This is a genomic window from Streptomyces venezuelae (assembly GCF_008642355.1).
Taxonomy (GTDB): Bacteria; Actinomycetota; Actinomycetes; order Streptomycetales; family Streptomycetaceae; genus Streptomyces; species Streptomyces venezuelae_B.
In genome coordinates, this window is the sequence record NZ_CP029193.1 from 3,874,729 (window position 1) to 3,896,674 (window position 21,946).

Here is a 21,946-nt window from a genome sequence, read left to right on the forward strand (position 1 = left end):
GTGCCGTGGAGCGCGGCGTCTACGCCTGCGGGATCGACGAGTTCAAGGACGGCGCCTACACGAACCAGGCAACGGGAAGCGGGACCGCGCCGAGGACATCGCCGTCGCCGCGGAGATCGCGGCGGAACGCCCCGCCGCGGGCCACCGCCTGCCGCCGTCCCGCACCACGGGACGAGGAGGCGGCACGGTCGAACTGGTCGTCGCCAACCTCGGCCCCGGCCCGCTGGAGATCCTCCACACCGGCCCCGCCACCGGCACCGTCAAGCTGGAGAACTGCGCGTCATGCCGCATTTACGCCACCGGGTCCCGGGGCGACGACGCCTGCCGGACCGGCGTCACGAAGTACCCGAGGACCACGCTGCGACTGCCCGCGGGCACGTACCACTTCCTCTACAAGCGGGCGGGCGTACGCAATCGAGCCGACGGTGTGAGGCTCAGCCCCGCGTACCGCTACACCGACTGCTCCTTCGTTACCCGCGGCACCGCCGGGCTCGGGCCGACTTAACACCTGGTCAGGGGCACGCCGGGCCGTCATTGCCCGGCGTCGTACCGCGTGATACACAGAGTCACCGGACCTCGCGTACGAGGAAACGTACGAAGTCAGCCAACGAATGGCGCCAAGGCGACATGCGCGGGCCCGATTGTCGGCGACAATGAGCTGTCCTCTGCACCGAGTGGGCAGAGGTGACAGAACAACCCACTAGGGGCGGTGAGTTACACATGCTTATGGCAGCCGAAAAGGGCGACATCACCACCATCATCGGCGGGATCGCCCCCGACTGGGGTCCCTTCGGGAGCCTGGGCAACGAGGCGCGCGTGATGATCGAGGTCGTGATGGCGATCGCCATCCTCCTCTGTCTCGGCATTGCGATCTGGGGCGCGGCGAAGCAGCGCATCGGCGCGACGGCGCTGCGTGACACGTTCAGTGCGGAACAGGGCAAGGGTCTGATCATCGCGGGCCTCACCGGGGTCTTCATCATCGGGTCCCTGGGCACACTGTTCACGATCGTCTACGGCATGGCGGTCTAGCGGTCCCCCGCGCAGACCTCAGCCGTCTCCCATCCCACGTCCCCCTGTCCCCCACATCCCCCACGTCCCCTACGTCGCCACGTCCCCCCACCCGTCCGTCGTGCCCACCGGCTGAGGTTGCAACTCCCTGATGTCGAGTCACCACACCGCGCCCGCGCGGGAACCAGCAGGGCTACCGTCATACGTGTCCTACGAGACGGTCCAGCGAGAGGTTGAGGGGGCGTGCGCGGCATGAGTCCCGACGACAACCGGAACGACGGGCTCTTCGGCGGCTCGGGCGAGACCCGGACGCGGCTTCCCGAGGGGGAGGGTGGGGGCGACGACGTCTACGGCGGCATGCGCAGATCCCCGCGCGGCGGCCGCACGTCCTCCCGCAGCCTCGTCACGGTCGTGGGCGTCGTGGTCCTCCTCATCGCGGCGATCGCCTTCGCCAATCGGGGGGGCGATGACTCGTCCTCCGGACGGGACGACGGGGACAAGGCCGCGGCGTCGCCGACGGCCGCTTCGGGAACAAAGCCGGTGGGCGGCAAGACCGGTGGGATCGCCTCCGGCTTCGCCAAGACCAAGCAAGGTGCCGAGAGCGCGGCGGCGAACTTCGCCGTGCCCCTCGGCTCGGCGGAGATGTTCGACAAGAACAAGCGCAACGCCATCCTGAACACCGTCATGGCTCCATCCAGCGTGGCCAAGTTCCAGACCGAGCTGGACAAGGCCTACACCGCGCCGTTCTTCAAGAACGTGGGCCTGAACGAGGACGGCTCGACGCCGAGCGGCTACCAGTTCATCTCCCGCACGACCCCGGTAGGAACCAAGGTCACCGCCTTCTCGGAGGGCAAGGCGACCGTTGAGGTCTGGTGCAGCGGTCTGCTGGGCCTCGCCGGGGAGAAGTCCACCAAACCGGTCACTAACAGTTGGTTCACTCTGACCATGGAGCTGGCGTGGATCGACGGCGACTGGAAGGCGGTCACGCACTCCCAGAAGGACGGCCCCGCCCCGGTCCCGGGCGACGATCGTGCGTCCAACTCCGACGAGATCGCCAAGGCCGTCGAAGGATACGGAGGGTTCACCTATGCCCGGTAGCCGCCGTGTGCTCCGACTCGGCGCCAGCGTCGCCGCCGTCCAGACCGCTGCGATCCTGCTCGCGACGCGTGCCGTCGCCGCGCCGGACCCCAAGGACGAGGACGCCTGCGACCTCATCCACGGCCCCGCCAAAAAATACTGCGAAAAAGGCCAGGAAAGCAGCGGAAGCGGCGGCGGAAGTTACCCCACCGAGCCCCCCCTCGGCGACTCCCTGGACCCCCTCAGCTCCCTGGCCAAGGGCTGTGCCGACGCCGCCTCCTGGACCGTCGACAAGCTCTCGGACGCCGTGAAGGAGACGGCGAACGTCGACTTCACGAACCCGGAGTTCCTGCAGCAGTACGCCGTCGTCTTCGCCGCGTCGACCGTCCTGACGCTGCTCCTGTGGCTCCTCGCCGTGGCGAAGAGGGCAGTGCGCGGCGTGCCGCTCACCACCGCCCTGTCCGAGGCCATCGGCTTCCTCTGGCTCACCGTCCTCGCCTCCGCCTTCACCCCCCTGATCCTCTACACCGTCGTCTCCGCGACGGACGGCGTCACCGACGTCATCGCGAAAGCGACGGGCGGTCAGACGGACACGTTCTTCGGGACGTTCTCCGGCGCGCTGAAGAAGGGCGAGGACATCGGAGGGGGACCGATCATGCTGATCGTCGTCTCGCTCGTGTCGATCCTCGCCGCCGGCGTCCTCTGGCTCGAACTCGTCATCAGGGCGGCACTCCTCTACGTAGGAGCGCTCCTCGGCACCGTCGTGTACGCGGGTCTCGTCGACAAGAACCTGTGGACGCACGTCCGCCGCTGGGCGGGCATCATGATCGCCGTCATCCTCGTGAAGCCGATCATCGTCATCGTGCTGGGTCTCGCCGGCGCGCTCTCCGCCGACGACGGACCCGACTCGTTCTCCGCGGTCGTCTCCGGGCTCTCGATCATCCTGCTCGCCATCTTCGCGAGCGCCATGATCTACCGGTTCGTCCCCGGCTTCGGGGACGAGATCGCCAACTCCCGCAACAACCGGATCATGCGCGGCGCCGAGAACAAGGCCGCCGCCGTGATCAGCTCCCCCGCCTCCCTCGTCTCGCAGGGCATCAAGACCCACAGTGCCCGCGGGAACGGGAGCGGCGGTGGAGGCAGTCAGGGCGGCGGGAACAACCAGGCCCGCCCCGCCAACCCCGCCAGCGGCGGCGTCGCCGCCCACAGCAGCCGCGGATCCACCGGCGGCGGCTCCTCCAACGGCGGCGGATCTGTCCCCTCCGCCGCACCCCCGCCGCGCAGCAGCGCGACGGACACCCCGCACGCGGGCCACCGCGGCGGTTCACGCAGCAGCAGTACCAACCGCACGGGAGGTGAAGGGCGTTGACGACCCAGTCCCACCTGTCCCAGCCGGTCGCGCCCCGCCGTACATATCTGATCGGCCGCGCCCGGCCGAACGCGATCGTCGGCAAGAACCGCGAGACCGGGGAGATCGCCCTGATCATCGTGGGCGCCTTCCTCGGCATGATGTGCGGTCTCCTCGTCCCCGTCCTCTCCCTGCGCATCGTGCTGCTCACCGGCCTGCCGATGCTCGCCATCGCGGCGGTGTACGTCCCGTACAAGGGGCGGACGTTCTACAAGTGGTTCGAGATCAATCGGACCTACAAGCGCTCTCTGAAGCGCGGTACCGCCTACCGTTCCGCCGCCCCCGAGGCGGGCGTCCGGCTCGACGGGCGGGAGGTCGAGGTCGGGCCGCCGCCCGGCATCGGCCGCATCAGCTGGCTGGCCGCGCCCTTCGGCCCGGACGAGATCGCCGTGCTGCTGCACGCCGACCGGCGGACCGTCACCGCGGCGATCGAGATCGAGGGGCCCGGCGTCGGGCTGCGCGACAGCGAGGACCAGGAGGCCCTCGTCGACCGCTTCGGCACGCTCCTCAAGCACGTCGCCAACGGGGACGGCTTCGTGACCCGGCTGCAGATGCTCGCGCGTACGCTGCCCGCCGACCCCGACGCGCACGCCAAGGACGTCAGCGTGCGCGGCGACGACCGGGCGCTGCCCTGGCTCCAGCAGTCGTACGACCAGCTGCAGTCGATGGTGTCCACCAGCAGCGAGCAGCACCGCGCCTACCTCGTCGCCTGCATGCACTACTCCCGTGACCTCGCCGCCGAGGCCCAGGCGATGGCCCGCGCGGCCCGCCCGGTCGGCGGCAGGAAGCTCGACAAGGACGCCGGGCTCGCCGTCGTGATGGCGCGCGAGCTCACCGACATCTGTTCGCGCCTCCAGGAGGCCGACATCCGGGTGCGGCAGCCGCTCGGGCAGGGGCGCCTCTCCTCGCTGGTGCACTCCATGTACGACCCGGACCACCCGATCGACCACATCCAGGCGATGACGAAGCGCAACGCCTGGCCCGCCGAGCTCGACGCCATGGAGCCCACCTACCTCCAGGCGAAGACCCGCGAGTCCTCCACCCGCGCCCCGTGGTGCCACGCCACGGCCTGGGTGAAGGAGTGGCCGATGACCCCCGTCGGCGTCAACTTCCTCGCCCCGCTGCTCGTCCACACCCCGGACGTCATCAGGACGGTGGCCGTGACGATGGACCTCGAACCCACCGAGGTCGCCATCGAGCGGATGCTCACCGAGAAGACGAACGACGAGGCGGAGGCGAGCCGCCAGGCCAAGATGAACCGCACGGTCGACCCCCGCGACATCGCCTCGCACTCCCGCCTCGACCAGCGCGGCGAGGACCTGGCGAGCGGCGCGGCGGGCGTGAACCTCGTCGGGTACATCACGGTCTCTTCCCGTTCCCCGGAGGCGCTCGCGCGCGACAAGCGCACGATTCGCGCCTCCGCCGGCAAGTCGTATCTGAAGCTGGAGTGGTGCGACCGCGAGCACCACAGGGCCTTCGTCAACACGCTGCCGTTCGCGACCGGCATCCGACGCTAGAGCGCGCGAGCGCTAGACGGTAACGACGTAGAGGCAGGCTGTTGCGATGCGGGATCCGCTGACCGTCCTCACGGACGCCTTCACCTCCTTCCTCTTCGGGAAGGTCGAGACGACCAGGCTTCCGGTGCGCACGTCCACGGGGCAGGCCCAGGCGGTCTACCTCCCGACGGCCGCGCCGGGCCTCGGCGACTCGGGCGTGATCATCGGGCGTGAGGTGTACTCCGGCAAGGGGTACATCTACGACCCCTTCCAGCTGTACGGGCAGCAGCTGCCCGCACCGCACTGGCTGGTGCTCGGCGAGTCGGGCAACGGCAAGTCGGCGCTGGAGAAGACGTACGTGCTGCGGCAGCTGCGCTTCAAGGACCGGCAGGTCGTCGTCCTGGACGCGCAGGGCGAGGACGGGGTGGGCGAGTGGAACCTCATCGCCCAGGAGCTGGGGATAACGCCCATCCGCCTCGACCCGACGGCCGCGCTGGACATGGGCATCCGGCTGAATCCGCTGGACCCGGCGATCACGACGACCGGCCAGCTCGCGCTCCTGCGGACCATCATCGAGGTCGCGATGGGGCACGGGCTCGACGAGCGGTCGGGCTTCGCGCTGAAGGTCGCCCACGCCTACGTGAACGAGACGATCGTGGAGCGTCAGCCCGTCCTGACGGACATCGTGGAGCAGCTGCGCCACCCGGAGCCGGAGTCGGCCGAGGCCATGAACGTGGCCATAGACGACGTGCGGGCGTGGGGTCTGGACGTCGCACTGGTCCTCGACCGCCTGGTCGACGGTGACCTGCGCGGCATGTTCGACGGCCCGACGACGGTGGGCATCGACCTCGACGCGCCCCTCATCGTCTTCGACCTCTCGCACATCGACCGCAACTCGATCGCGATGCCGATCCTGATGGCGATCGTCGGCGTCTGGCTCGAACACACCTGGATCCGTCCGGACCGCAAGAAGCGCATCTTCCTGGTGGAGGAGGCGTGGCACATCATCAACTCACCCTTCGTCGCCCAGCTGTTCCAGCGCCTCCTGAAGTTCGGCCGACGGCTCGGCCTGTCGTTCGTGGCGGTGGTCCACCACCTGAGCGACGTCGTCGACGGCGCCGCGGCCAAGGAGGCGGCGGCCATCCTGAAGATGGCCTCGACCCGGACGATCTACGCCCAGAAAGCGGACGAGGCACGGGCGACGGGACGGGTCCTCGGGCTGCCCAGGTGGGCGGTGGAGATCATCCCCACGCTCACGCCCGGCATCGCGGTCTGGGACGTGAACGGCAACGTACAGGTGGTGAAGCACCTCATCACCGAGACGGAACGGCCGCTGGTCTTCACCGACCGCGCCATGACCGAGTCGTCGTCCGACCTGCCCCACGACGCCCCGTCCGACGACGCGCTGCGGGCGGCGGAACTGGAGGCGGAGGAGCGGGCGGCGTACATGGAGCAGCATGCGGGATGAGTGGGAGCGGGGGCGGTCCCCGCACGGGCGGGGTCCGGCGGATCGGGGCGGGTCCCGGGGCGGAGGCGGCGGCGGACGCTCCGGCTCCGGTTCTGGCCCCGGCTCCGGTGGGGTCCCGGACGGCCTCCTGGTGGGTTTCCTTGGGCTTCTGATCGGGGCCACGGTGCTCGTCTGGTCCGCGACGAACCTCGCGGGACGGTTCGCGCGGGGCGCCTGGCCGGAGAAGGTCTCGTTCGGCCATACACCCCCCGCGGTACGCCACTTGATCGGCAACCCCCAGGACGTCGCGGGCGCATGGCCGGAGACCCCGCCGGACCAGCTGTCGGGGTACGGCCTGTTCTGGGGCCTGTTCATCGGCCAGCTGATGGTGCTGCTGGTCATGACCATCTTCGTCATGGGCACGGTGACGCGGTGGCGCGCGGTTCGGAGGGCTCGCCGGGAGGACGCGGGCGCGGACGCGGGTGTGGTGACGGGGGCGGAAGCCCCGGGATCGGCTGCCGCGCCGGTCGAGGCCGGTGGGTTCGGCGGTCCGGCCGGTCCTCCCCTTGCGGCCCCAGGTCCGGCTCCGGCTCCTGGTGCGGTTCCGGCACCAGGTCCAGCCCAGGCTCCTGGTGCGGTCCCGGCTCCGACACCGGTTCCTGGTGCGCTTCCGGCTCCTGGTGCGATTCCGGCTCCTGGTGCAGCAGCGCCTCCGACACCGGCCGCCCCGGCCGCCCCGGCACCGGGACCCGGGCAGTCCCCCTCCCCCGCACCGGCACCCGCTCCGCCCCAACCGGGCGCCCCCCTCCCGACCACAGACCCCCTCCCCCTCCACACCTTCACGCCCACCCCCACCCCCACCCCCGTCGAGTACGCAACCCCAACCCCCGTCGGCGCCGCGCCCGCCGCCGACACACCCCCCACCACCCCCACCACCCCCACAGCCCCCTCCGTCCCCACCCCCCGCACCCCCCTGGTCCTCGGCGACCCCGCCACCCGTCGCCCCCTCGCCGTACAGGCCGTGCAGGACGCCGAAGGGGCCGCGCTCGTCCTGACCTCCGACCCGACCCTGTGGGCCGAGACGAAGGACGCGCGGGCCAAGCTCGGGCCCGTCCTGCTCTACGACCCCTCCCACCTGTGCGACACCCCCGCCCGCCTCCACTGGTCCCCCACCTCCGGCTGCGCGGACAAGGCGACGGCGGACACCCGTGCCGCCGCGCTCCTCGCCCCGACAAGACCCGCCTCGAAGCTGGACGTCGCCGTGGCCGACACGGCCCAGCTCCTGATGCGCAGCTTCCTGCACGCAGCCGCGGTGGCGGACAAGCCGATGAAGATCGTGCACCGCTGGTCGCAGGGCAACCAGGTGCAGGAGGCGGTACGCATCCTCCGTACGCATCCGAAGGCCGCGTCCGGTTCCGCGGGCGAGCTGGAGGCGGCACTCACCGCGCACCCCGAACGGCGGGACATCGCGCAGGAGTTGACCTCCCGGGCGCTGGCCGCGCTCTTCACCGTCCATGTGCGCGAATCCTGCACGCCGAACCGAACTGATGCGCTCTCCCTGGATTCCTTCGTCGATGAAGGGGGCACGCTTTTTGTGGTGGGTGAGGCGATCGAGGATCCCAAGTCCCGCCAAGGCCCGGGTGCCATGCCCCTGTTGACGGCACTCGCCTCCAGCGTGGTCGAGCACGGCCGGCGCATGGCCGCACGGTCATCCTCCGGTCGGCTCGACCCACCAATGACGCTCGTCCTGGACGATGTCGCCGCGGTGGCTCCGCTGCCCCAGCTGCCGGAGCTGCTCGCCACCGGCGCGGACCGGGGCCTGCCGACCCTGGCCCTGCTCCGGTCGCGGGAGCAGGGCAGGTCGCGCTGGCCGGACAGCGAACTGCCGGTGACGTAGCCGCGTGCCCCTCCGGATCCAAGTCGTACGTCAGCGCTTGCCGCCGTCGACGTCCAGCGTCGTACCGGTCGTGAACGCGTTCTCCATCAGGTACGCCGCCGCGTGGGCGACCTCCTCGGCCGTGCCGGGCCGCCCCACGGGCAGCCGTTCCGCGATCTCCGCGCGGTAGGCCCGGTGCTCCTCGGGGCTCATCACGTGCGCGTGCGTGTCGGTCGGCCCGGGGGCGAGGGCGTTGACGCGGAGCGGCGCCAGCTCCATGGCGAGGGACTTCACCGCGGCCTCGACCGCTCCGTTGACGGCGGCGAACGCGAAGCAGCCCGGGTCGGCCTTGCGGTAGAGGTAGCCGGAGACGAGCGTGACCGACCCCGTCTCCCTGCGCAGATACGGCAGCGCGGCCCGCAGGCACCGGTACTGCCCCCACCACTTGACCTCGAAGAACCGGCGCACGTCGGCCTCCGTGAGCTCCTCGAACGGGGCGATGACACTGCCGGACGCACAGGTGAAGAGGTGGTCGATGGTGCCGACCGATCCCATGACCTCCTCGACGGCGGCGCCGTCCGTGACATCCAGCGCCCGGTAATCGGCCTCCGCACCGGTCAGCTCGGTGATCCGCTCGGCGTGCCGACGCACCACCTCCGCACTGCGGTCGGTGAGGACGACGCGGGCGCCGCGCCGGGCGACGAGTTCGGCGGTGGCGAGCCCGATGCCGCTGCCCGCGCCGGTGATGACGACGGTGTGGTGGGCGAGAGTTTGCTTCACATGAACCACGTTCTTGTTCCTTAGAATCCCAAGGGCGTACTCCGTACAGGTTCGAGTTTCACTGCAATACACCGCCTCGGCCTTCGAAAACGCGGTGCATAATCATGCGATGCACGATGACGCACAGGGCCCCGACGGCACCGGCTGCCGCTGCGACGACACCGCGGAAGCCCCCTGCGCCGAGGGCCTGAGCCGCTACCGGGCCGCGGTCGTCAAGGGCTGCCTGCCCCGCGTGACGGCACCCCACTGCCTCGTACGCCTGGGTCTCCTGACGCCGCCGCCGGACGACCCCGACGTCCTCGTGCCGGTCTCGCCGAACGTCGCGGAGTCCGAACTCCTGCAGCCCGTGAGGGAGTCGCTCGACGCCCAGCAGGAGTTGCTGCGGTCGATCGGCGCCGGATTCTCGTCGGTCCACGCCATCTACCGGGCCGCGCGCCGCGAGTCCCAGGACTGGCTGACGGTCGTCGAGGGCGCGGACGCCGTGCCCGCGCTCCTGGAGCAGGCCGTACGCGGCTGCCGTACGGAACTCCTGACCGTCCGGCCGACGGGCGAACCCCCGCTCCGGCCGGGCACCACCCATCACACCCACATCCCGACCGGCACCGGCGTATCCCACCGCGCCCTCTTCCCGCACGCGGCCCGCACCCATGCCGGGCAGTGGCGGCACCTCCAGGACGTCGAGCGTGCGGGCGGACGCGTCCGCACCCTGCACCAGCTGACCGGCCACCTGCTCGTGTGCGACGGCAGCGTCGCCTACCTCGTCGGCCGCAGCACCGTGGAGGTCCGGCAGCCCATCGTCGTAGCCCACCTCGTGGCCACCTTCGAGGAGGCCTGGGAGCGGGCGCACCCCGTGGCCGAACCGTCCGCGGCCCGCACCCGCGAACCACTGATCGTCGACGAGGTACGCCGCACGGTCATGAAGCTCCTCGTCTCCGGCCTGACGGACGACGCCGTCGCGCGCCGCCTCGGGGTGTCGCGGCGCACGGTGGCGGGCCATGTGGCGGCCCTGTCGGCCGAGTTGGGCTCGCAGTCACGGGCACAGCTCGGTTACCTCATCGCGCGGACGGAACCGGAGCTGCTCTAGGACCTGTGGCCGGGGCAGCGGCAGCCGCCGAGGGGCATCTCAGGGTCGCCGTCGTACCCGGGTACTACCCCCAGGTCCCCACTTCCCGCCCCCGGTCCGACGATCCGCGCCCCCGCCGACGCCACCATCGAAGACATGATTAGGGCATACGGACTGACCAAACACTACGGCGGCGAGTCCGCCAAGAAGGCCGTCGACGACCTCAGCTTCGAGGTGCTCCCCGGCACCGTCACCGGCTTCCTCGGCCCCAACGGGGCGGGCAAGTCCACCACCATGCGGATGCTCATCGGCCTCGACGCGCCCACCAGCGGCCGCGCCACCATCGGCGACCGCGCCTACGCGGGCCACCCCGCGCCCCTCCACGAGGTCGGCGCGCTCCTGGAGGCGCGGTCGGTCCACCCGGGCCGCTCCGCGTACCACCACCTCATGGCACTCGCCCACACCCACTCCATCCCGAGGAGCCGCGTCGACGCGGTCCTGGACCTGGCCGGCATCCACGAGGTCGCCCGCAGACGCGTCAAAGGCTTCTCCCTCGGCATGGGGCAGCGCCTCGGCATCGCCGCCGCCCTGCTCGGCGACCCGGCCACGGTGATCCTCGACGAGCCGGTCAACGGCCTCGACCCCGAGGGCGTCCTGTGGATCCGCAACCTCCTCAAGTCCCTGGCGGCGGAGGGCCGTACGGTCCTCGTCTCGTCGCACCTCATGAGCGAGATGGCACTGACCGCCGAGCACCTGATCATCATCGGCCGCGGCAAGCTCCTCGCCGACACCACCGTCGAACGCTTCGTCCGCGAGTCGGGCTCCGGCTCGGTCAAGGTCGTGACCCCCGAGGCCGGCCGCCTGACCGAACTGCTCGCGGGGCCGGACGTGCGGATCTCCGGTGACACCCCGGGCGTCCTCGACGTACGCGGCACCGACGCCGAGCACATCGGCCGCACCGCCGCGGCCCACGGCATCCCGCTCTTCGAACTCACCCCGCACACGGCGTCGTTGGAGCAGGCCTTCATGGACCTGACGCGGGACTCGGTCGACTACGTCGCCTCGACGAACAACCCGGTGACCCGCCACACGGAAGGAGCCGCGGCATGACCCCCGCCCGCACCACACCCACTGCCCCCATGTACCGCCTCAGCACCAAGGGCGTCATCCGCTCCGAGTGGCACAAGCTGTGGACGCTCCGCTCGACGTGGATCACCCTGATCACCGCGAGCGCGCTGGTCCTCGCGGTGGGCATCACCATGGGCGCCACGTACGACGGCGACGACGCCGAGGTGGACACCATCGTCTTCACCCTGTTCGGCACGCAGCTGTCCCAGATCTGCCTCGCCGTCCTCGGCATCCTCGTCACCGCGGGCGAGTACTCGACGGGCATGATCCGTTCCTCACTCGCCGCGGTCCCGCGCCGCGTGCCCGTCCTGTGGTCAAAGGCCGGTGTGTTCGCGGCGGTCGCGTTCACCCTGTCCCTCGCGACGAACGTCGTGACGTTCCTCGTCGCCCAGATCTGGCTCGCGGACACGGACAAGGAGCTGTCGCTCACCGACCCGGGCGTCTTCGGCGCCCTCACGACCAGCGCCGTCTCCCTCACCCTGCTGAGCCTCGTCGCGCTGGCTCTGGGTGCCCTGTTCCGCTCGGTGCCCGGAGCCATCGGCGCGTTCGTCGCGACGGTCCTGATCCTGCCCGAGGTCCTGTCGATGCTGCCGTTCGGCGCCGTGGACACCGCCATGAAGTACTTCCCCGCCCAGGCCGCGAGTTCCCTCGGCTCGGTGGCCCGCGTGGAGAACACCATCGCGCCGGGCGCGGCCGTCTGCACACTCGTCCTGTGGGCGGCGGCCATCATGGCGGCGGCGACGATGCTCCTCAAGCGCCGCGATGTATGAGCCCGCCCGCCGTATCAGGTCCCGACTGATGTTTCCTGTACGAGGATGAGGCAGTGACCGAGCCGAAGGCCGTGCCCGAACCGCAACCCCTCACGCAGTTCCTCCAGCGACTGACCCAGCGGGTGCGCGCCTTCGACAGGCGCCGCCCGCTCGTCTGGGATGTCCTGGTGACCACGTTCTTCGTGGCCGCCGCCCTCGTCGACGCGGGCGGCGGCTGGCGCAATGTGGCACCCAACACGGAAGTCCCCGGCTGGTTGGTCTTCCTGATGAGCATGGGGCTCTCGCTGCCCGTGCTGTGGCGCCGCAGGCATCCGATGGCGGTCCTCACCGTGATGGTGGCGACGGCTCTGGTCAGCAGCTGGAGCGGCGCCATGCTTCAGGCGGCGCTGATCCAGATGCTCGTGCTCTTCAGCATCGCGATGCGGCTGCCCCTGCGGACGCTCGGCCGGGCGGGCCTGATGATGACGGTGCCGCTCGTCGTGGGCGCGGCCCGCTATCCCGAGGACAGCTGGGACCAGCAGATCATCCCGAACCTGTGGGCGTACGCCGTGGTCGCCCTGCTCGGCATCGCGGTGCGCTCCCGCCAGGACTACACCGAGGCCCTCGTGGAGCGCGCCCGGCAGCTGGAGGTGGAACGCGACCAGCAGGCGCAGCTCGCGGCAGCAGCCGAACGTACGCGCATAGCCCGCGAGATGCACGACATCATCGGCCACAACCTCTCCGTCATCACGGGCCTCGCGGACGGCGGTTCGTACGCGGCCGCCAAGTCCCCGGAGCGTGCGGCCCAGGCGCTGGAGGCGATCGGCAGCACCAGCCGCCAGGCCCTCGGTGAGCTCCGCCGCCTCCTGGACGTCCTGCGCGACGAGACCCCCACCCCCGCCGAACTGGCCCCTCAGCCCGCTCTGACCGACCTGGACCAGCTCATCGACGGCGTACGGGCGGCGGGCCTCCCCGTACGGACCACTGTGCAGGGCAGCCCTGACTCCGTCCCCGCGGGTCGTCAGCTCACGGTGTACCGGGTCGTGCAGGAGGCCCTCACGAACACCCTGAAGCACGGCGGCTCGGGCGCGACGGCGACGGTCGACGTCACGTACGGGGAGGGCGGGGTGACGGTGGAGGTGACGGACACGGGTGCGGGCGGTTCCCGGCCCTCGGGCAAGGGCCGCGGCCTGACGGGAATGCGCGAGCGAACAGCTTTGTACGAGGGCACACTTGAGGCCGGCCCGCTGCCTCGCCCGTCCGGCGGCTGGCGGGTGCGCCTCCATCTCCCGAAGGTTCCCGAAGGACAGTGAGACAGCAACGTGACGACCGTGCTCATCGTCGACGACCAGCCCATGCAGCGTTTCGGTTTCCGCATGCTCCTGGAGAGTCAGGACGACATGACAGTGGCCGGCGAGGCGGGCAACGGCAGTGAGGCGGTCCGCATGACCGCCGAACTGAACCCGGACGTCGTCCTGATGGACATCCGCATGCCGGGACTCGACGGCATCGAGGCCACACGCCGCATCGTCGCGTCGGGCGACCGCACGCGCGTCCTCATCCTGACGACGTTCGACCTCGACGAGTACGCGTACGCGGGTCTCCGCGCCGGAGCGTCCGGCTTCCTCATCAAGGACGCGCTGCCCGAGGAACTCCTCTCAGGAATCCGCGCGGTCGCATCGGGCGACGCGGTGGTCGCCCCGAGCCTGACCCGGCGGCTTCTCGACGCGTACGCGGACCACTTGCCGACGACGTCCGGCACGGTCGCCGCCGACCCCGCGGCGGACCCGCGCCTGTCGTCCCTCACCCACCGGGAACGCGAAATCCTGACGGTCATAGGCCAGGGCTGGACGAACGCGGAGATCGCTTCGCGCCTTCATCTCGCGGAATCCACGGTGAAAACGCACGTGGGCCGCATTCTCTCGAAAACGGGAACGAGGGACAGAGTGCAAGCGGTGATCCTGGCGTACGACACGAAACTGGTGACACCGTCATAAAGCAAAATGACCAGAACTCCGGAACTCCACAACCCCGGAACTCCAGAACCTCGGAACCCGTAAACGCAGAAAACCCCCGCACCGTGAGGTGCGGGGGTTTTCCCAAAAAAAGTTCGGCGGCGTCCTACTCTCCCACAGGGTCCCCCCTGCAGTACCATCGGCGCTGTGAGGCTTAGCTTCCGGGTTCGGAATGTAACCGGGCGTTTCCCTCACGCTATGACCACCGAAACACTATGAAACTGTCAACCGCACCATGCGTGACCATGCATGGGGTTGTTCGTGGTTTCAGAACCAACACAGTGGACGCGAGCAACTGAGGACAAGCCCTCGGCCTATTAGTACCAGTCACCTCCACCCGTTACCGGGCTTCCAGATCTGGCCTATCAACCCAGTCGTCTACTGGGAGCCTTAACCCCTCAAAGGGGGTGGGAATACTCATCTCGAAGCAGGCTTCCCGCTTAGATGCTTTCAGCGGTTATCCTTTCCGAACGTAGCCAACCAGCCATGCCCTTGGCAGGACAACTGGCACACCAGAGGTTCGTCCGTCCCGGTCCTCTCGTACTAGGGACAGCCCTTCTCAATATTCCTACGCGCACAGAGGATAGGGACCGAACTGTCTCACGACGTTCTAAACCCAGCTCGCGTACCGCTTTAATGGGCGAACAGCCCAACCCTTGGGACCGACTCCAGCCCCAGGATGCGACGAGCCGACATCGAGGTGCCAAACCATCCCGTCGATATGGACTCTTGGGGAAGATCAGCCTGTTATCCCCGGGGTACCTTTTATCCGTTGAGCGACGGCGCTTCCACAAGCCACCGCCGGATCACTAGTCCCGACTTTCGTCCCTGCTCGACCCGTCGGTCTCACAGTCAAGCTCCCTTGTGCACTTACACTCAACACCTGATTACCAACCAGGCTGAGGGAACCTTTGGGCGCCTCCGTTACCCTTTGGGAGGCAACCGCCCCAGTTAAACTACCCATCAGACACTGTCCCTGATCCGGATCACGGACCGAGGTTAGACATCCAGCACGACCAGAGTGGTATTTCAACGTTGACTCCACGAACACTGGCGTGCCCGCTTCACAGTCTCCCACCTATCCTACACAAGCCGAACCGAACACCAATATCAAACTGTAGTAAAGGTCCCGGGGTCTTTCCGTCCTTCTGCGCGAAACGAGCATCTTTACTCGTAGTGCAATTTCACCGGGCCTATGGTTGAGACAGTCGAGAAGTCGTTACGCCATTCGTGCAGGTCGGAACTTACCCGACAAGGAATTTCGCTACCTTAGGATGGTTATAGTTACCACCGCCGTTTACTGGCGCTTAAGTTCTCAGCTTCGCACGCCCGAAAGCGCACTAACCGGTCCCCTTAACGTTCCAGCACCGGGCAGGCGTCAGTCCGTATACATCGCCTTACGGCTTCGCACGGACCTGTGTTTTTAGTAAACAGTCGCTTCTCGCTGGTCTCTGCGGCCACCCCCAGCTCAGAGTGCAAAACTCATCACCAGGAATGGCCCCCCTTCTCCCGAAGTTACGGGGGCATTTTGCCGAGTTCCTTAACCATAGTTCACCCGAACGCCTCGGTATTCTCTACCTGACCACCTGAGTCGGTTTAGGGTACGGGCCGCCATGAAACTCGCTAGAGGCTTTTCTCGACAGCATAGGATCATCCACTTCACCACAATCGGCTCGGCATCAGGTCTCACCCACATGTCATCCGGATTTACCTAGATGACGGGCTACACCCTTACCCCGGGACAACCACCGCCCGGGCTGGACTACCTTCCTGCGTCACCCCATCACTCACCTACTACCACCTTGGGTCAGCGGCTCCACCACTCCCCTTTGCCCGAAGGCTCCAGGGCGGCTTCACGGCCTTAGCATTAATGGGCTCGATGTTTGACGCTTCACAGCGGGTACCGGAATATCAACCGGTTATCCATCGACTACGCCTGTCGGCCTCGCCTTAGGTCCCGACTTACCCTGGGCAGATCAGCTTGACCCAGGAACCCTTAGTCAATCGGCGCACACGTTTCTCACGTATGTATCGCTACTCATGCCTGCATTCTCACTCGTGAACCGTCCACCACTGCCTTCCGGCGCAGCTTCACCCGGCACACGACGCTCCCCTACCCATCCCAGCGGGCGTTGGCCCTCATGCTGGAATGACACGACTTCGGCGGTACGCTTGAGCCCCGCTACATTGTCGGCGCGGAATCACTAGACCAGTGAGCTATTACGCACTCTTTCAAGGGTGGCTGCTTCTAAGCCAACCTCCTGGTTGTCTCTGCGACTCCACATCCTTTCCCACTTAGCGTACGCTTAGGGGCCTTAGTCGATGCTCTGGGCTGTTTCCCTCTCGACCATGGAGCTTATCCCCCACAGTCTCACTGCCGCGCTCTCACTTACCGGCATTCGGAGTTTGGCTAAGGTCAGTAACCCGGTAGGGCCCATCGCCTATCCAGTGCTCTACCTCCGGCAAGAAACACACGACGCTGCACCTAAATGCATTTCGGGGAGAACCAGCTATCACGGAGTTTGATTGGCCTTTCACCCCTAACCACAGGTCATCCCCCAGGTTTTCAACCCTGGTGGGTTCGGTCCTCCACGACCTCTTACAGCCGCTTCAACCTGCCCATGGCTAGATCACTCCGCTTCGGGTCTTGAGCGCGCTACTAAACCGCCCTGTTCGGACTCGCTTTCGCTACGGCTTCCCCACACGGGTTAACCTCGCAACACACCGCAAACTCGCAGGCTCATTCTTCAAAAGGCACGCAGTCACGAGGATGAAGCAAGCTCCATCCCGACGCTCCCACGGCTTGTAGGCACACGGTTTCAGGTACTATTTCACTCCGCTCCCGCGGTACTTTTCACCATTCCCTCACGGTACTATCCGCTATCGGTCACCAGGGAATATTTAGGCTTAACGGGTGGTCCCGCCAGATTCACACGGGATTTCTCGGGCCCCGTGCTACTTGGGTGTCTCTCAAACGAGCCGCTGACGTTTCGACTACGGGGGTCTTACCCTCTACGCCGGACCTTTCGCATGTCCTTCGCCTACATCAACGGTTTCTGACTCGTCTCACAGCCGGCAGACTGTGAAAGAGAGATCCCACAACCCCGTATGCGCAACCCCTGCCGGGTCTCACACGCATACGGTTTGGCCTCATCCGGTTTCGCTCGCCACTACTCCCGGAATCACGGTTGTTTTCTCTTCCTGCGGGTACTGAGATGTTTCACTTCCCCGCGTTCCCTCCACACTGCCTATGTGTTCAGCAGCGGGTGACAGCCCATGACGACTGCCGGGTTTCCCCATTCGGAAACCCCCGGATCAAAGCCTGGTTGACGACTCCCCGGGGACTATCGTGGCCTCCCACGTCCTTCATCGGTTCCTGGTGCCAAGGCATCCACCGTGCGCCCTTAAAAACTTGGCCACAGATGCTCGCGTCCACTGTGCAGTTCTCAAACAACGACCAACCACCCATCACAGCCCGCCGAAACGAACCTTCACTGGGGTCGGCATTGAGGTCGGGAACAAGTCCGTACCCTCAGATACCCAACAGCGTGCCCGACACCCCTACCGCTTCCCTCAACCCTCCACGCTCTGACGAGCAGTACTAGAAGGAGAAGACGATCAAGTGTGCCGAGTAGTCAACGTTCCACCCATGAGCAACCACCGTCGGACGTTTGCCGACGTAGTGGCCTCTGAACCAGGCAAGCCTGGCTTAGAAGTGCTCCTTAGAAAGGAGGTGATCCAGCCGCACCTTCCGGTACGGCTACCTTGTTACGACTTCGTCCCAATCGCCAGTCCCACCTTCGACAGCTCCCTCCCACAAGGGGTTGGGCCACCGGCTTCGGGTGTTACCGACTTTCGTGACGTGACGGGCGGTGTGTACAAGGCCCGGGAACGTATTCACCGCAGCAATGCTGATCTGCGATTACTAGCAACTCCGACTTCATGGGGTCGAGTTGCAGACCCCAATCCGAACTGAGACAGGCTTTTTGAGATTCGCTCCACCTCGCGGTATCGCTGCTCATTGTACCTGCCATTGTAGCACGTGTGCAGCCCAAGACATAAGGGGCATGATGACTTGACGTCGTCCCCACCTTCCTCCGAGTTGACCCCGGCGGTCTTCTGTGAGTCCCCATCACCCCGAAGGGCATGCTGGCAACACAGAACAAGGGTTGCGCTCGTTGCGGGACTTAACCCAACATCTCACGACACGAGCTGACGACAGCCATGCACCACCTGTACACCGACCACAAGGGGGGCACCATCTCTGATGCTTTCCGGTGTATGTCAAGCCTTGGTAAGGTTCTTCGCGTTGCGTCGAATTAAGCCACATGCTCCGCTGCTTGTGCGGGCCCCCGTCAATTCCTTTGAGTTTTAGCCTTGCGGCCGTACTCCCCAGGCGGGGAACTTAATGCGTTAGCTGCGGCACCGACGACGTGGAATGTCGCCAACACCTAGTTCCCACCGTTTACGGCGTGGACTACCAGGGTATCTAATCCTGTTCGCTCCCCACGCTTTCGCTCCTCAGCGTCAGTAATGGCCCAGAGATCCGCCTTCGCCACCGGTGTTCCTCCTGATATCTGCGCATTTCACCGCTACACCAGGAATTCCGATCTCCCCTACCACACTCTAGCCTGCCCGTATCGACTGCAGACCCGGGGTTAAGCCCCGGGCTTTCACAACCGACGTGACAAGCCGCCTACGAGCTCTTTACGCCCAATAATTCCGGACAACGCTTGCGCCCTACGTATTACCGCGGCTGCTGGCACGTAGTTAGCCGGCGCTTCTTCTGCAGGTACCGTCACTTTCGCTTCTTCCCTGCTGAAAGAGGTTTACAACCCGAAGGCCGTCATCCCTCACGCGGCGTCGCTGCATCAGGCTTTCGCCCATTGTGCAATATTCCCCACTGCTGCCTCCCGTAGGAGTCTGGGCCGTGTCTCAGTCCCAGTGTGGCCGGTCGCCCTCTCAGGCCGGCTACCCGTCGTCGCCTTGGTGAGCCATTACCTCACCAACAAGCTGATAGGCCGCGGGCTCATCCTTCACCGCCGGAGCTTTTAACCCTCCCTCAGGAGAGGGAAGGTGTTATCCGGTATTAGACCCCGTTTCCAGGGCTTGTCCCAGAGTGAAGGGCAGATTGCCCACGTGTTACTCACCCGTTCGCCACTAATCCCCACCGAAGTGGTTCATCGTTCGACTTGCATGTGTTAAGCACGCCGCCAGCGTTCGTCCTGAGCCAGGATCAAACTCTCCGTGAATGTGTACCGGTAATCCGGTGACACAGCACGAGAGCGGAACCGAGGAGAGGAATAATCTCCCGGTTCACAGCGTCCTCGCTGTGTTTTTTCAAAGGAACCTCCAACTCACCGAAGTGAGCCGGGGTTATCAACATATCTGGCGTTGACTTTTGGCACGCTGTTGAGTTCTCAAGGAACGGACGCTTCCTTTGTACTCACCCTCTCGGGCTTTCCTCCGGGCGCTTCCCTTCGGTGTTTCTTTTGTTCTTGCGTTTCCGACTCTATCAGACTCTTTCGTGTCCGATTTCCTCGGTGCCTTTCCGGTTCCCGCTCCGGCCTTTCGGCTTTCGCGTTTCCCTTTCCGGCGGTTCCGACTCTATCAGATCCTTTCGGGCCTGACTCCCGGTCAGCGGGGTTTGTCTTTGCGGCTGTTGGGCCGTTCCGACGTCTCAAACTCTAGCGGGTTTTCCCGGCGACTCATAATCGAGCCTTGGAATTGAATTCGGGCATGCCGAATCGGTTCCGTTGGGAGGTCGTGCAGAGTTTGGTTTGCCGCTTTCCGCGGCGGGAGGTGCTGTCGCAGAACCGTTACGGCTCCGTGGCAACCCGAAGAACCTTACGGGTCGGGCGGGTGACTGTCAACCCCGCCCTGTACCCCGCCGGAGAGCCCTTCAGTCCGGCGAGAACCTCCGCTTCAGTCCAGGTCCGTCAGGCGACCGCCCGCATCCGGCTGGGCGTGCTCCACGCGACGTAGAAGACGGGTCAGCACCTCACCCAGCGCGCCGCGCTCCTCCTGCGACAGGTCCTGGAGGAGGTCCTCCTCGAAGACCGTGGCCAGGCGCATCGCCTCCAGCCACTTCTCGCGGCCCTCCGCCGTCAGCTCGACGATGACGCGGACGCGGTTGTTCTCGTCGCGGTCCCGCGTGACCAGACCCTCCGCCACCATGCGGTCGATCCGGTGGGTCATCGCCGCCGGCGTGAGACCCAGGCGCTTGGCCAGGTCGCCGGGGCCCATTTGGTACGGGGCCCCGGAGAGGACGAGGGCCTTGAGGACCTCCCACTCGGCGTTGCTGATGCCGAGGGTCGCCGTCTGGCGGCCGTAGGCGACGTTCATGCGGCGGTTCAGGCGGCCGAGGGCCGAGACGATCTCCTCGACCTGGGGGTCGAGGTCCTGGAACTCCCGCTGATACGCGGCGATCTGCTCTTCAAGTGTCGGCTCACTTGGGCCGGGGGTGTCACCCATGGGCCGAGTATGGCACGCCCCCGCTTGGCATTGAAGTCCTTCGGTGTGTACAGTTTAGTCTCGAACTTTAGCTTCGAAGTCTTCACTTCTAAGCACCACAGCACTCACTCAAGGCAGGTGAAAGTGACCAGGGCGATGGGCGCAGCGATGCGTCGTATTCAGGCAGGCAGCGCGCTGAGCGCGTTCGGCATCGGGTTCACGGTTCCGTTCCTCTACGTCTACGTGGCGCAGGTGCGGGAGCTGGGGTCCAGTGCGGCGGGCATCGTGCTCGCCGCGTTCGCCATGGCCGCTCTGATCGTCCTGCCCATCACCGGCCGCGTCATCGACCGTCGCGGCCCCCTGCCCGTGCTCGTGGGAGCCGCGGGTGTCGCCTCCGTGGGTGCGATCGCGCTCGGCCTCGCGAACAGTGAGCTGACGGCGATCCTGTCCGCGGCGCTGCTCGGCGCCGGTACGGCGGTCATGCAGCCCGCGCTTGCGACGATGATTGTCTGGTCCTCGACGCCGGCCACCCGCACGCGGTCCTTCGCGATGCAGTTCTTCCTGCAGAACCTGGGCCTCGGCATCGGTGGTCTCATCGGCGGCCAGATCGTCGACGAGAGCCGTCCGAGCAGCTTCACTCTGCTGTTCTCCATCGAGTCCGTGATGTTCCTGGTGCTCGCGGGCATCGCGTTGACCGTGCGGCTGCCGCACGCGCCGTCCATCCAGGACGCCATGCCGAAGGACGCCTCCGCTCCGCAGGGCGGCATGCGTGCGCTCCTGCGGCACAAGGCCATGGTGCAGCTGTGCGTGCTCGGCTTCGTGATCTTCTTCGCCTGCTACGGGCAGTTCGAGTCGGGTCTCTCCGCGTACGGCGTGGAGGCCGCGGGCATCTCGGCGTCGACGCTCGGCATCGCGCTGGCCGCCAACACGGCCATGATCGTGATCGCGCAGTTCGCCGTCCTGAAGTTCGTGGAGCGGCGCAAGCGGTCCCGTGTGATCGCGGCCGTGGGTCTGATCTGGGCCTTCGCGTGGCTGCTCGCCGGGTACGCGGGTGTCGGGCACGGCAGCCAGGCGATGGCGACCGCCGCGTTCATCTCGACGTACGCCCTCTTCGGGCTCGGTGAGGCGATGCTGTCGCCGACCGTCGCGCCGCTGGTCGCCGATCTGGCGCCGGGCGGCATGGTCGGTCAGTACAACTCGGCCTTCGCCCTGGTGAAGCAGCTGGCCCTCGCGGTCGGTCCGGCCGTGGGCGGGCCGATGGGTGCCGCGCTGCACGTCCCGTACATCGTGACGTTCGTTCTGTTCTCGCTGGGCATCACGGTGCTCGCGGTGCGGCTCGGGCGTCGCCTCACGCCGGTGCAGAACCAGCCCTCGCTGGCCAAGAGCCCGGTGGTGGCGCAGGGCGGCCCTGCTACGGCCGCGCCCGCCACAGCCGACGCGTAACGC

At 66.9% G+C, this 21,946-nt stretch carries 15 protein-coding genes and 3 rRNA genes; 12 read left to right on the plus strand and 6 right to left on the minus strand.

Going from position 1 to position 21,946, the window contains the following annotated elements; translation table 11 throughout:
* Nucleotides 1-55: 55 nt before the first annotated feature.
* Nucleotides 56-238 carry a hypothetical protein gene (locus tag DEJ47_RS17905; RefSeq protein WP_150169570.1) on the minus strand — a complete coding sequence of 61 codons (183 nt, stop codon included), beginning with the start codon at nucleotides 236-238 and terminating at the stop codon, nucleotides 56-58.
* 482 nt (nucleotides 239-720) lie between these two features.
* Between DEJ47_RS17905 and DEJ47_RS17910 the strand changes: the two genes are divergently transcribed.
* From DEJ47_RS17910 to DEJ47_RS17935, 6 genes are all read left to right on the plus strand, one after another.
* Complete coding sequence (locus DEJ47_RS17910; protein WP_055570172.1) at nucleotides 721-1,029, plus strand: hypothetical protein; 309 nt, start codon at nucleotides 721-723, stop codon at nucleotides 1,027-1,029.
* 231 nt (nucleotides 1,030-1,260) lie between these two features.
* Nucleotides 1,261-2,106, plus strand: coding sequence for a hypothetical protein (locus DEJ47_RS17915; protein ID WP_150169572.1), 846 nt, complete (start codon nucleotides 1,261-1,263; stop codon nucleotides 2,104-2,106).
* On the plus strand, nucleotides 2,096-3,454 hold the full coding sequence (locus tag DEJ47_RS17920; RefSeq protein ID WP_150169574.1) for a hypothetical protein: 1,359 nt from the start codon (nucleotides 2,096-2,098) through the stop codon (nucleotides 3,452-3,454). Before DEJ47_RS17915 ends, DEJ47_RS17920 begins: the two co-directional genes overlap by 11 nt.
* On the plus strand, nucleotides 3,451-5,010 hold the full coding sequence (locus tag DEJ47_RS17925) for an SCO6880 family protein (RefSeq protein ID WP_150169576.1): 1,560 nt from the start codon (nucleotides 3,451-3,453) through the stop codon (nucleotides 5,008-5,010). Before DEJ47_RS17920 ends, DEJ47_RS17925 begins: the two co-directional genes overlap by 4 nt.
* A gap of 46 nt (nucleotides 5,011-5,056) precedes the next feature.
* Nucleotides 5,057-6,457, plus strand: a complete 1,401-nt coding sequence (locus DEJ47_RS17930) for an ATP-binding protein (protein ID WP_150169578.1) — start codon at nucleotides 5,057-5,059, stop codon at nucleotides 6,455-6,457.
* Between the two features lie 394 nt (nucleotides 6,458-6,851).
* Nucleotides 6,852-8,333 (plus strand): type IV secretory system conjugative DNA transfer family protein, encoded by a 1,482-nt coding sequence (locus DEJ47_RS17935; protein WP_411757266.1) that lies wholly within the window; start codon nucleotides 6,852-6,854, stop codon nucleotides 8,331-8,333.
* A gap of 30 nt (nucleotides 8,334-8,363) precedes the next feature.
* Here the strand turns inward: DEJ47_RS17935 and DEJ47_RS17940 are convergent, their stop codons facing one another.
* On the minus strand, nucleotides 8,364-9,092 hold the full coding sequence (locus tag DEJ47_RS17940) for an SDR family NAD(P)-dependent oxidoreductase (protein ID WP_190415453.1): 729 nt from the start codon (nucleotides 9,090-9,092) through the stop codon (nucleotides 8,364-8,366).
* Nucleotides 9,093-9,201: 109 nt separating this feature from the next.
* On the opposite strand from DEJ47_RS17940, the gene DEJ47_RS17945 reads away from it, so the two are divergent.
* From DEJ47_RS17945 to DEJ47_RS17965, 5 genes are all read left to right on the plus strand, one after another.
* Nucleotides 9,202-10,176, plus strand: a complete 975-nt coding sequence (locus tag DEJ47_RS17945) for a helix-turn-helix transcriptional regulator (protein WP_150169583.1) — start codon at nucleotides 9,202-9,204, stop codon at nucleotides 10,174-10,176.
* Nucleotides 10,177-10,311: 135 nt separating this feature from the next.
* Nucleotides 10,312-11,265, plus strand: coding sequence for an ATP-binding cassette domain-containing protein (locus DEJ47_RS17950; protein ID WP_150169585.1), 954 nt, complete (start codon nucleotides 10,312-10,314; stop codon nucleotides 11,263-11,265).
* Entirely contained in the window at nucleotides 11,262-12,053 is a 792-nt protein-coding gene (locus DEJ47_RS17955; protein ID WP_150169587.1) for an ABC transporter permease, read from the plus strand. Before DEJ47_RS17950 ends, DEJ47_RS17955 begins: the two co-directional genes overlap by 4 nt.
* Nucleotides 12,054-12,106: 53 nt before the next feature.
* A complete protein-coding gene (locus tag DEJ47_RS17960; protein ID WP_223828398.1) occupies nucleotides 12,107-13,345 on the plus strand; it encodes a sensor histidine kinase in 1,239 nt (412 codons plus the stop codon).
* Nucleotides 13,346-13,354: 9 nt separating this feature from the next.
* Complete coding sequence (locus DEJ47_RS17965; protein ID WP_150169591.1) at nucleotides 13,355-14,029, plus strand: response regulator; 675 nt, start codon at nucleotides 13,355-13,357, stop codon at nucleotides 14,027-14,029.
* Nucleotides 14,030-14,140: 111 nt separating this feature from the next.
* Here DEJ47_RS17965 and rrf read toward each other — a convergent pair.
* The 4 genes from rrf to DEJ47_RS17990 all read right to left on the minus strand — a co-directional run bounded on the left by rrf (nucleotide 14,141) and on the right by DEJ47_RS17990 (nucleotide 20,521).
* A 5S ribosomal RNA gene (gene rrf, locus DEJ47_RS17970) occupies nucleotides 14,141-14,257 on the minus strand.
* An 87-nt stretch (nucleotides 14,258-14,344) separates the two neighbouring features.
* Nucleotides 14,345-17,465, minus strand: a 23S ribosomal RNA gene (locus tag DEJ47_RS17975).
* A 308-nt stretch (nucleotides 17,466-17,773) separates the two neighbouring features.
* Nucleotides 17,774-19,299, minus strand: a 16S ribosomal RNA gene (locus DEJ47_RS17980).
* The 16S, 23S and 5S rRNA genes sit together here, the layout of an rRNA operon.
* A gap of 673 nt (nucleotides 19,300-19,972) precedes the next feature.
* Nucleotides 19,973-20,521: a MarR family winged helix-turn-helix transcriptional regulator gene (locus DEJ47_RS17990; protein ID WP_055568202.1), complete on the minus strand. Its 549-nt coding sequence runs from the start codon at nucleotides 20,519-20,521 to the stop codon at nucleotides 19,973-19,975.
* A gap of 135 nt (nucleotides 20,522-20,656) precedes the next feature.
* Between DEJ47_RS17990 and DEJ47_RS17995 the strand changes: the two genes are divergently transcribed.
* Complete coding sequence (locus DEJ47_RS17995; protein ID WP_150169592.1) at nucleotides 20,657-21,943, plus strand: MFS transporter; 1,287 nt, start codon at nucleotides 20,657-20,659, stop codon at nucleotides 21,941-21,943.
* Nucleotides 21,944-21,946 lie beyond the last annotated feature (3 nt).

What these genes read in the sequence shown, in the direction of transcription:
- DEJ47_RS17910 (WP_055570172.1), top strand. Translation starts at nt 721, where the DNA reads ATGCTTATGGCAGCCGAAAAGGGCGACATCACCACCATCATCGGCGGG.
- DEJ47_RS17915 (WP_150169572.1), top strand. Translation starts at nt 1,261, where the DNA reads ATGAGTCCCGACGACAACCGGAACGACGGGCTCTTCGGCGGCTCGGGC.
- DEJ47_RS17920 (WP_150169574.1), top strand. Translation starts at nt 2,096, where the DNA reads ATGCCCGGTAGCCGCCGTGTGCTCCGACTCGGCGCCAGCGTCGCCGCC.
- DEJ47_RS17930 (WP_150169578.1), top strand. Translation starts at nt 5,057, where the DNA reads ATGCGGGATCCGCTGACCGTCCTCACGGACGCCTTCACCTCCTTCCTC.
- DEJ47_RS17935 (WP_411757266.1), top strand. Translation starts at nt 6,852, where the DNA reads ATGGGCACGGTGACGCGGTGGCGCGCGGTTCGGAGGGCTCGCCGGGAG.
- DEJ47_RS17945 (WP_150169583.1), top strand. Translation starts at nt 9,202, where the DNA reads ATGCACGATGACGCACAGGGCCCCGACGGCACCGGCTGCCGCTGCGAC.
- DEJ47_RS17950 (WP_150169585.1), top strand. Translation starts at nt 10,312, where the DNA reads ATGATTAGGGCATACGGACTGACCAAACACTACGGCGGCGAGTCCGCC.
- DEJ47_RS17955 (WP_150169587.1), top strand. Translation starts at nt 11,262, where the DNA reads ATGACCCCCGCCCGCACCACACCCACTGCCCCCATGTACCGCCTCAGC.
- DEJ47_RS17990 (WP_055568202.1), bottom strand. Translation starts at nt 20,521, where the DNA reads ATGGGTGACACCCCCGGCCCAAGTGAGCCGACACTTGAAGAGCAGATC.
- DEJ47_RS17995 (WP_150169592.1), top strand. Translation starts at nt 20,657, where the DNA reads ATGGGCGCAGCGATGCGTCGTATTCAGGCAGGCAGCGCGCTGAGCGCG.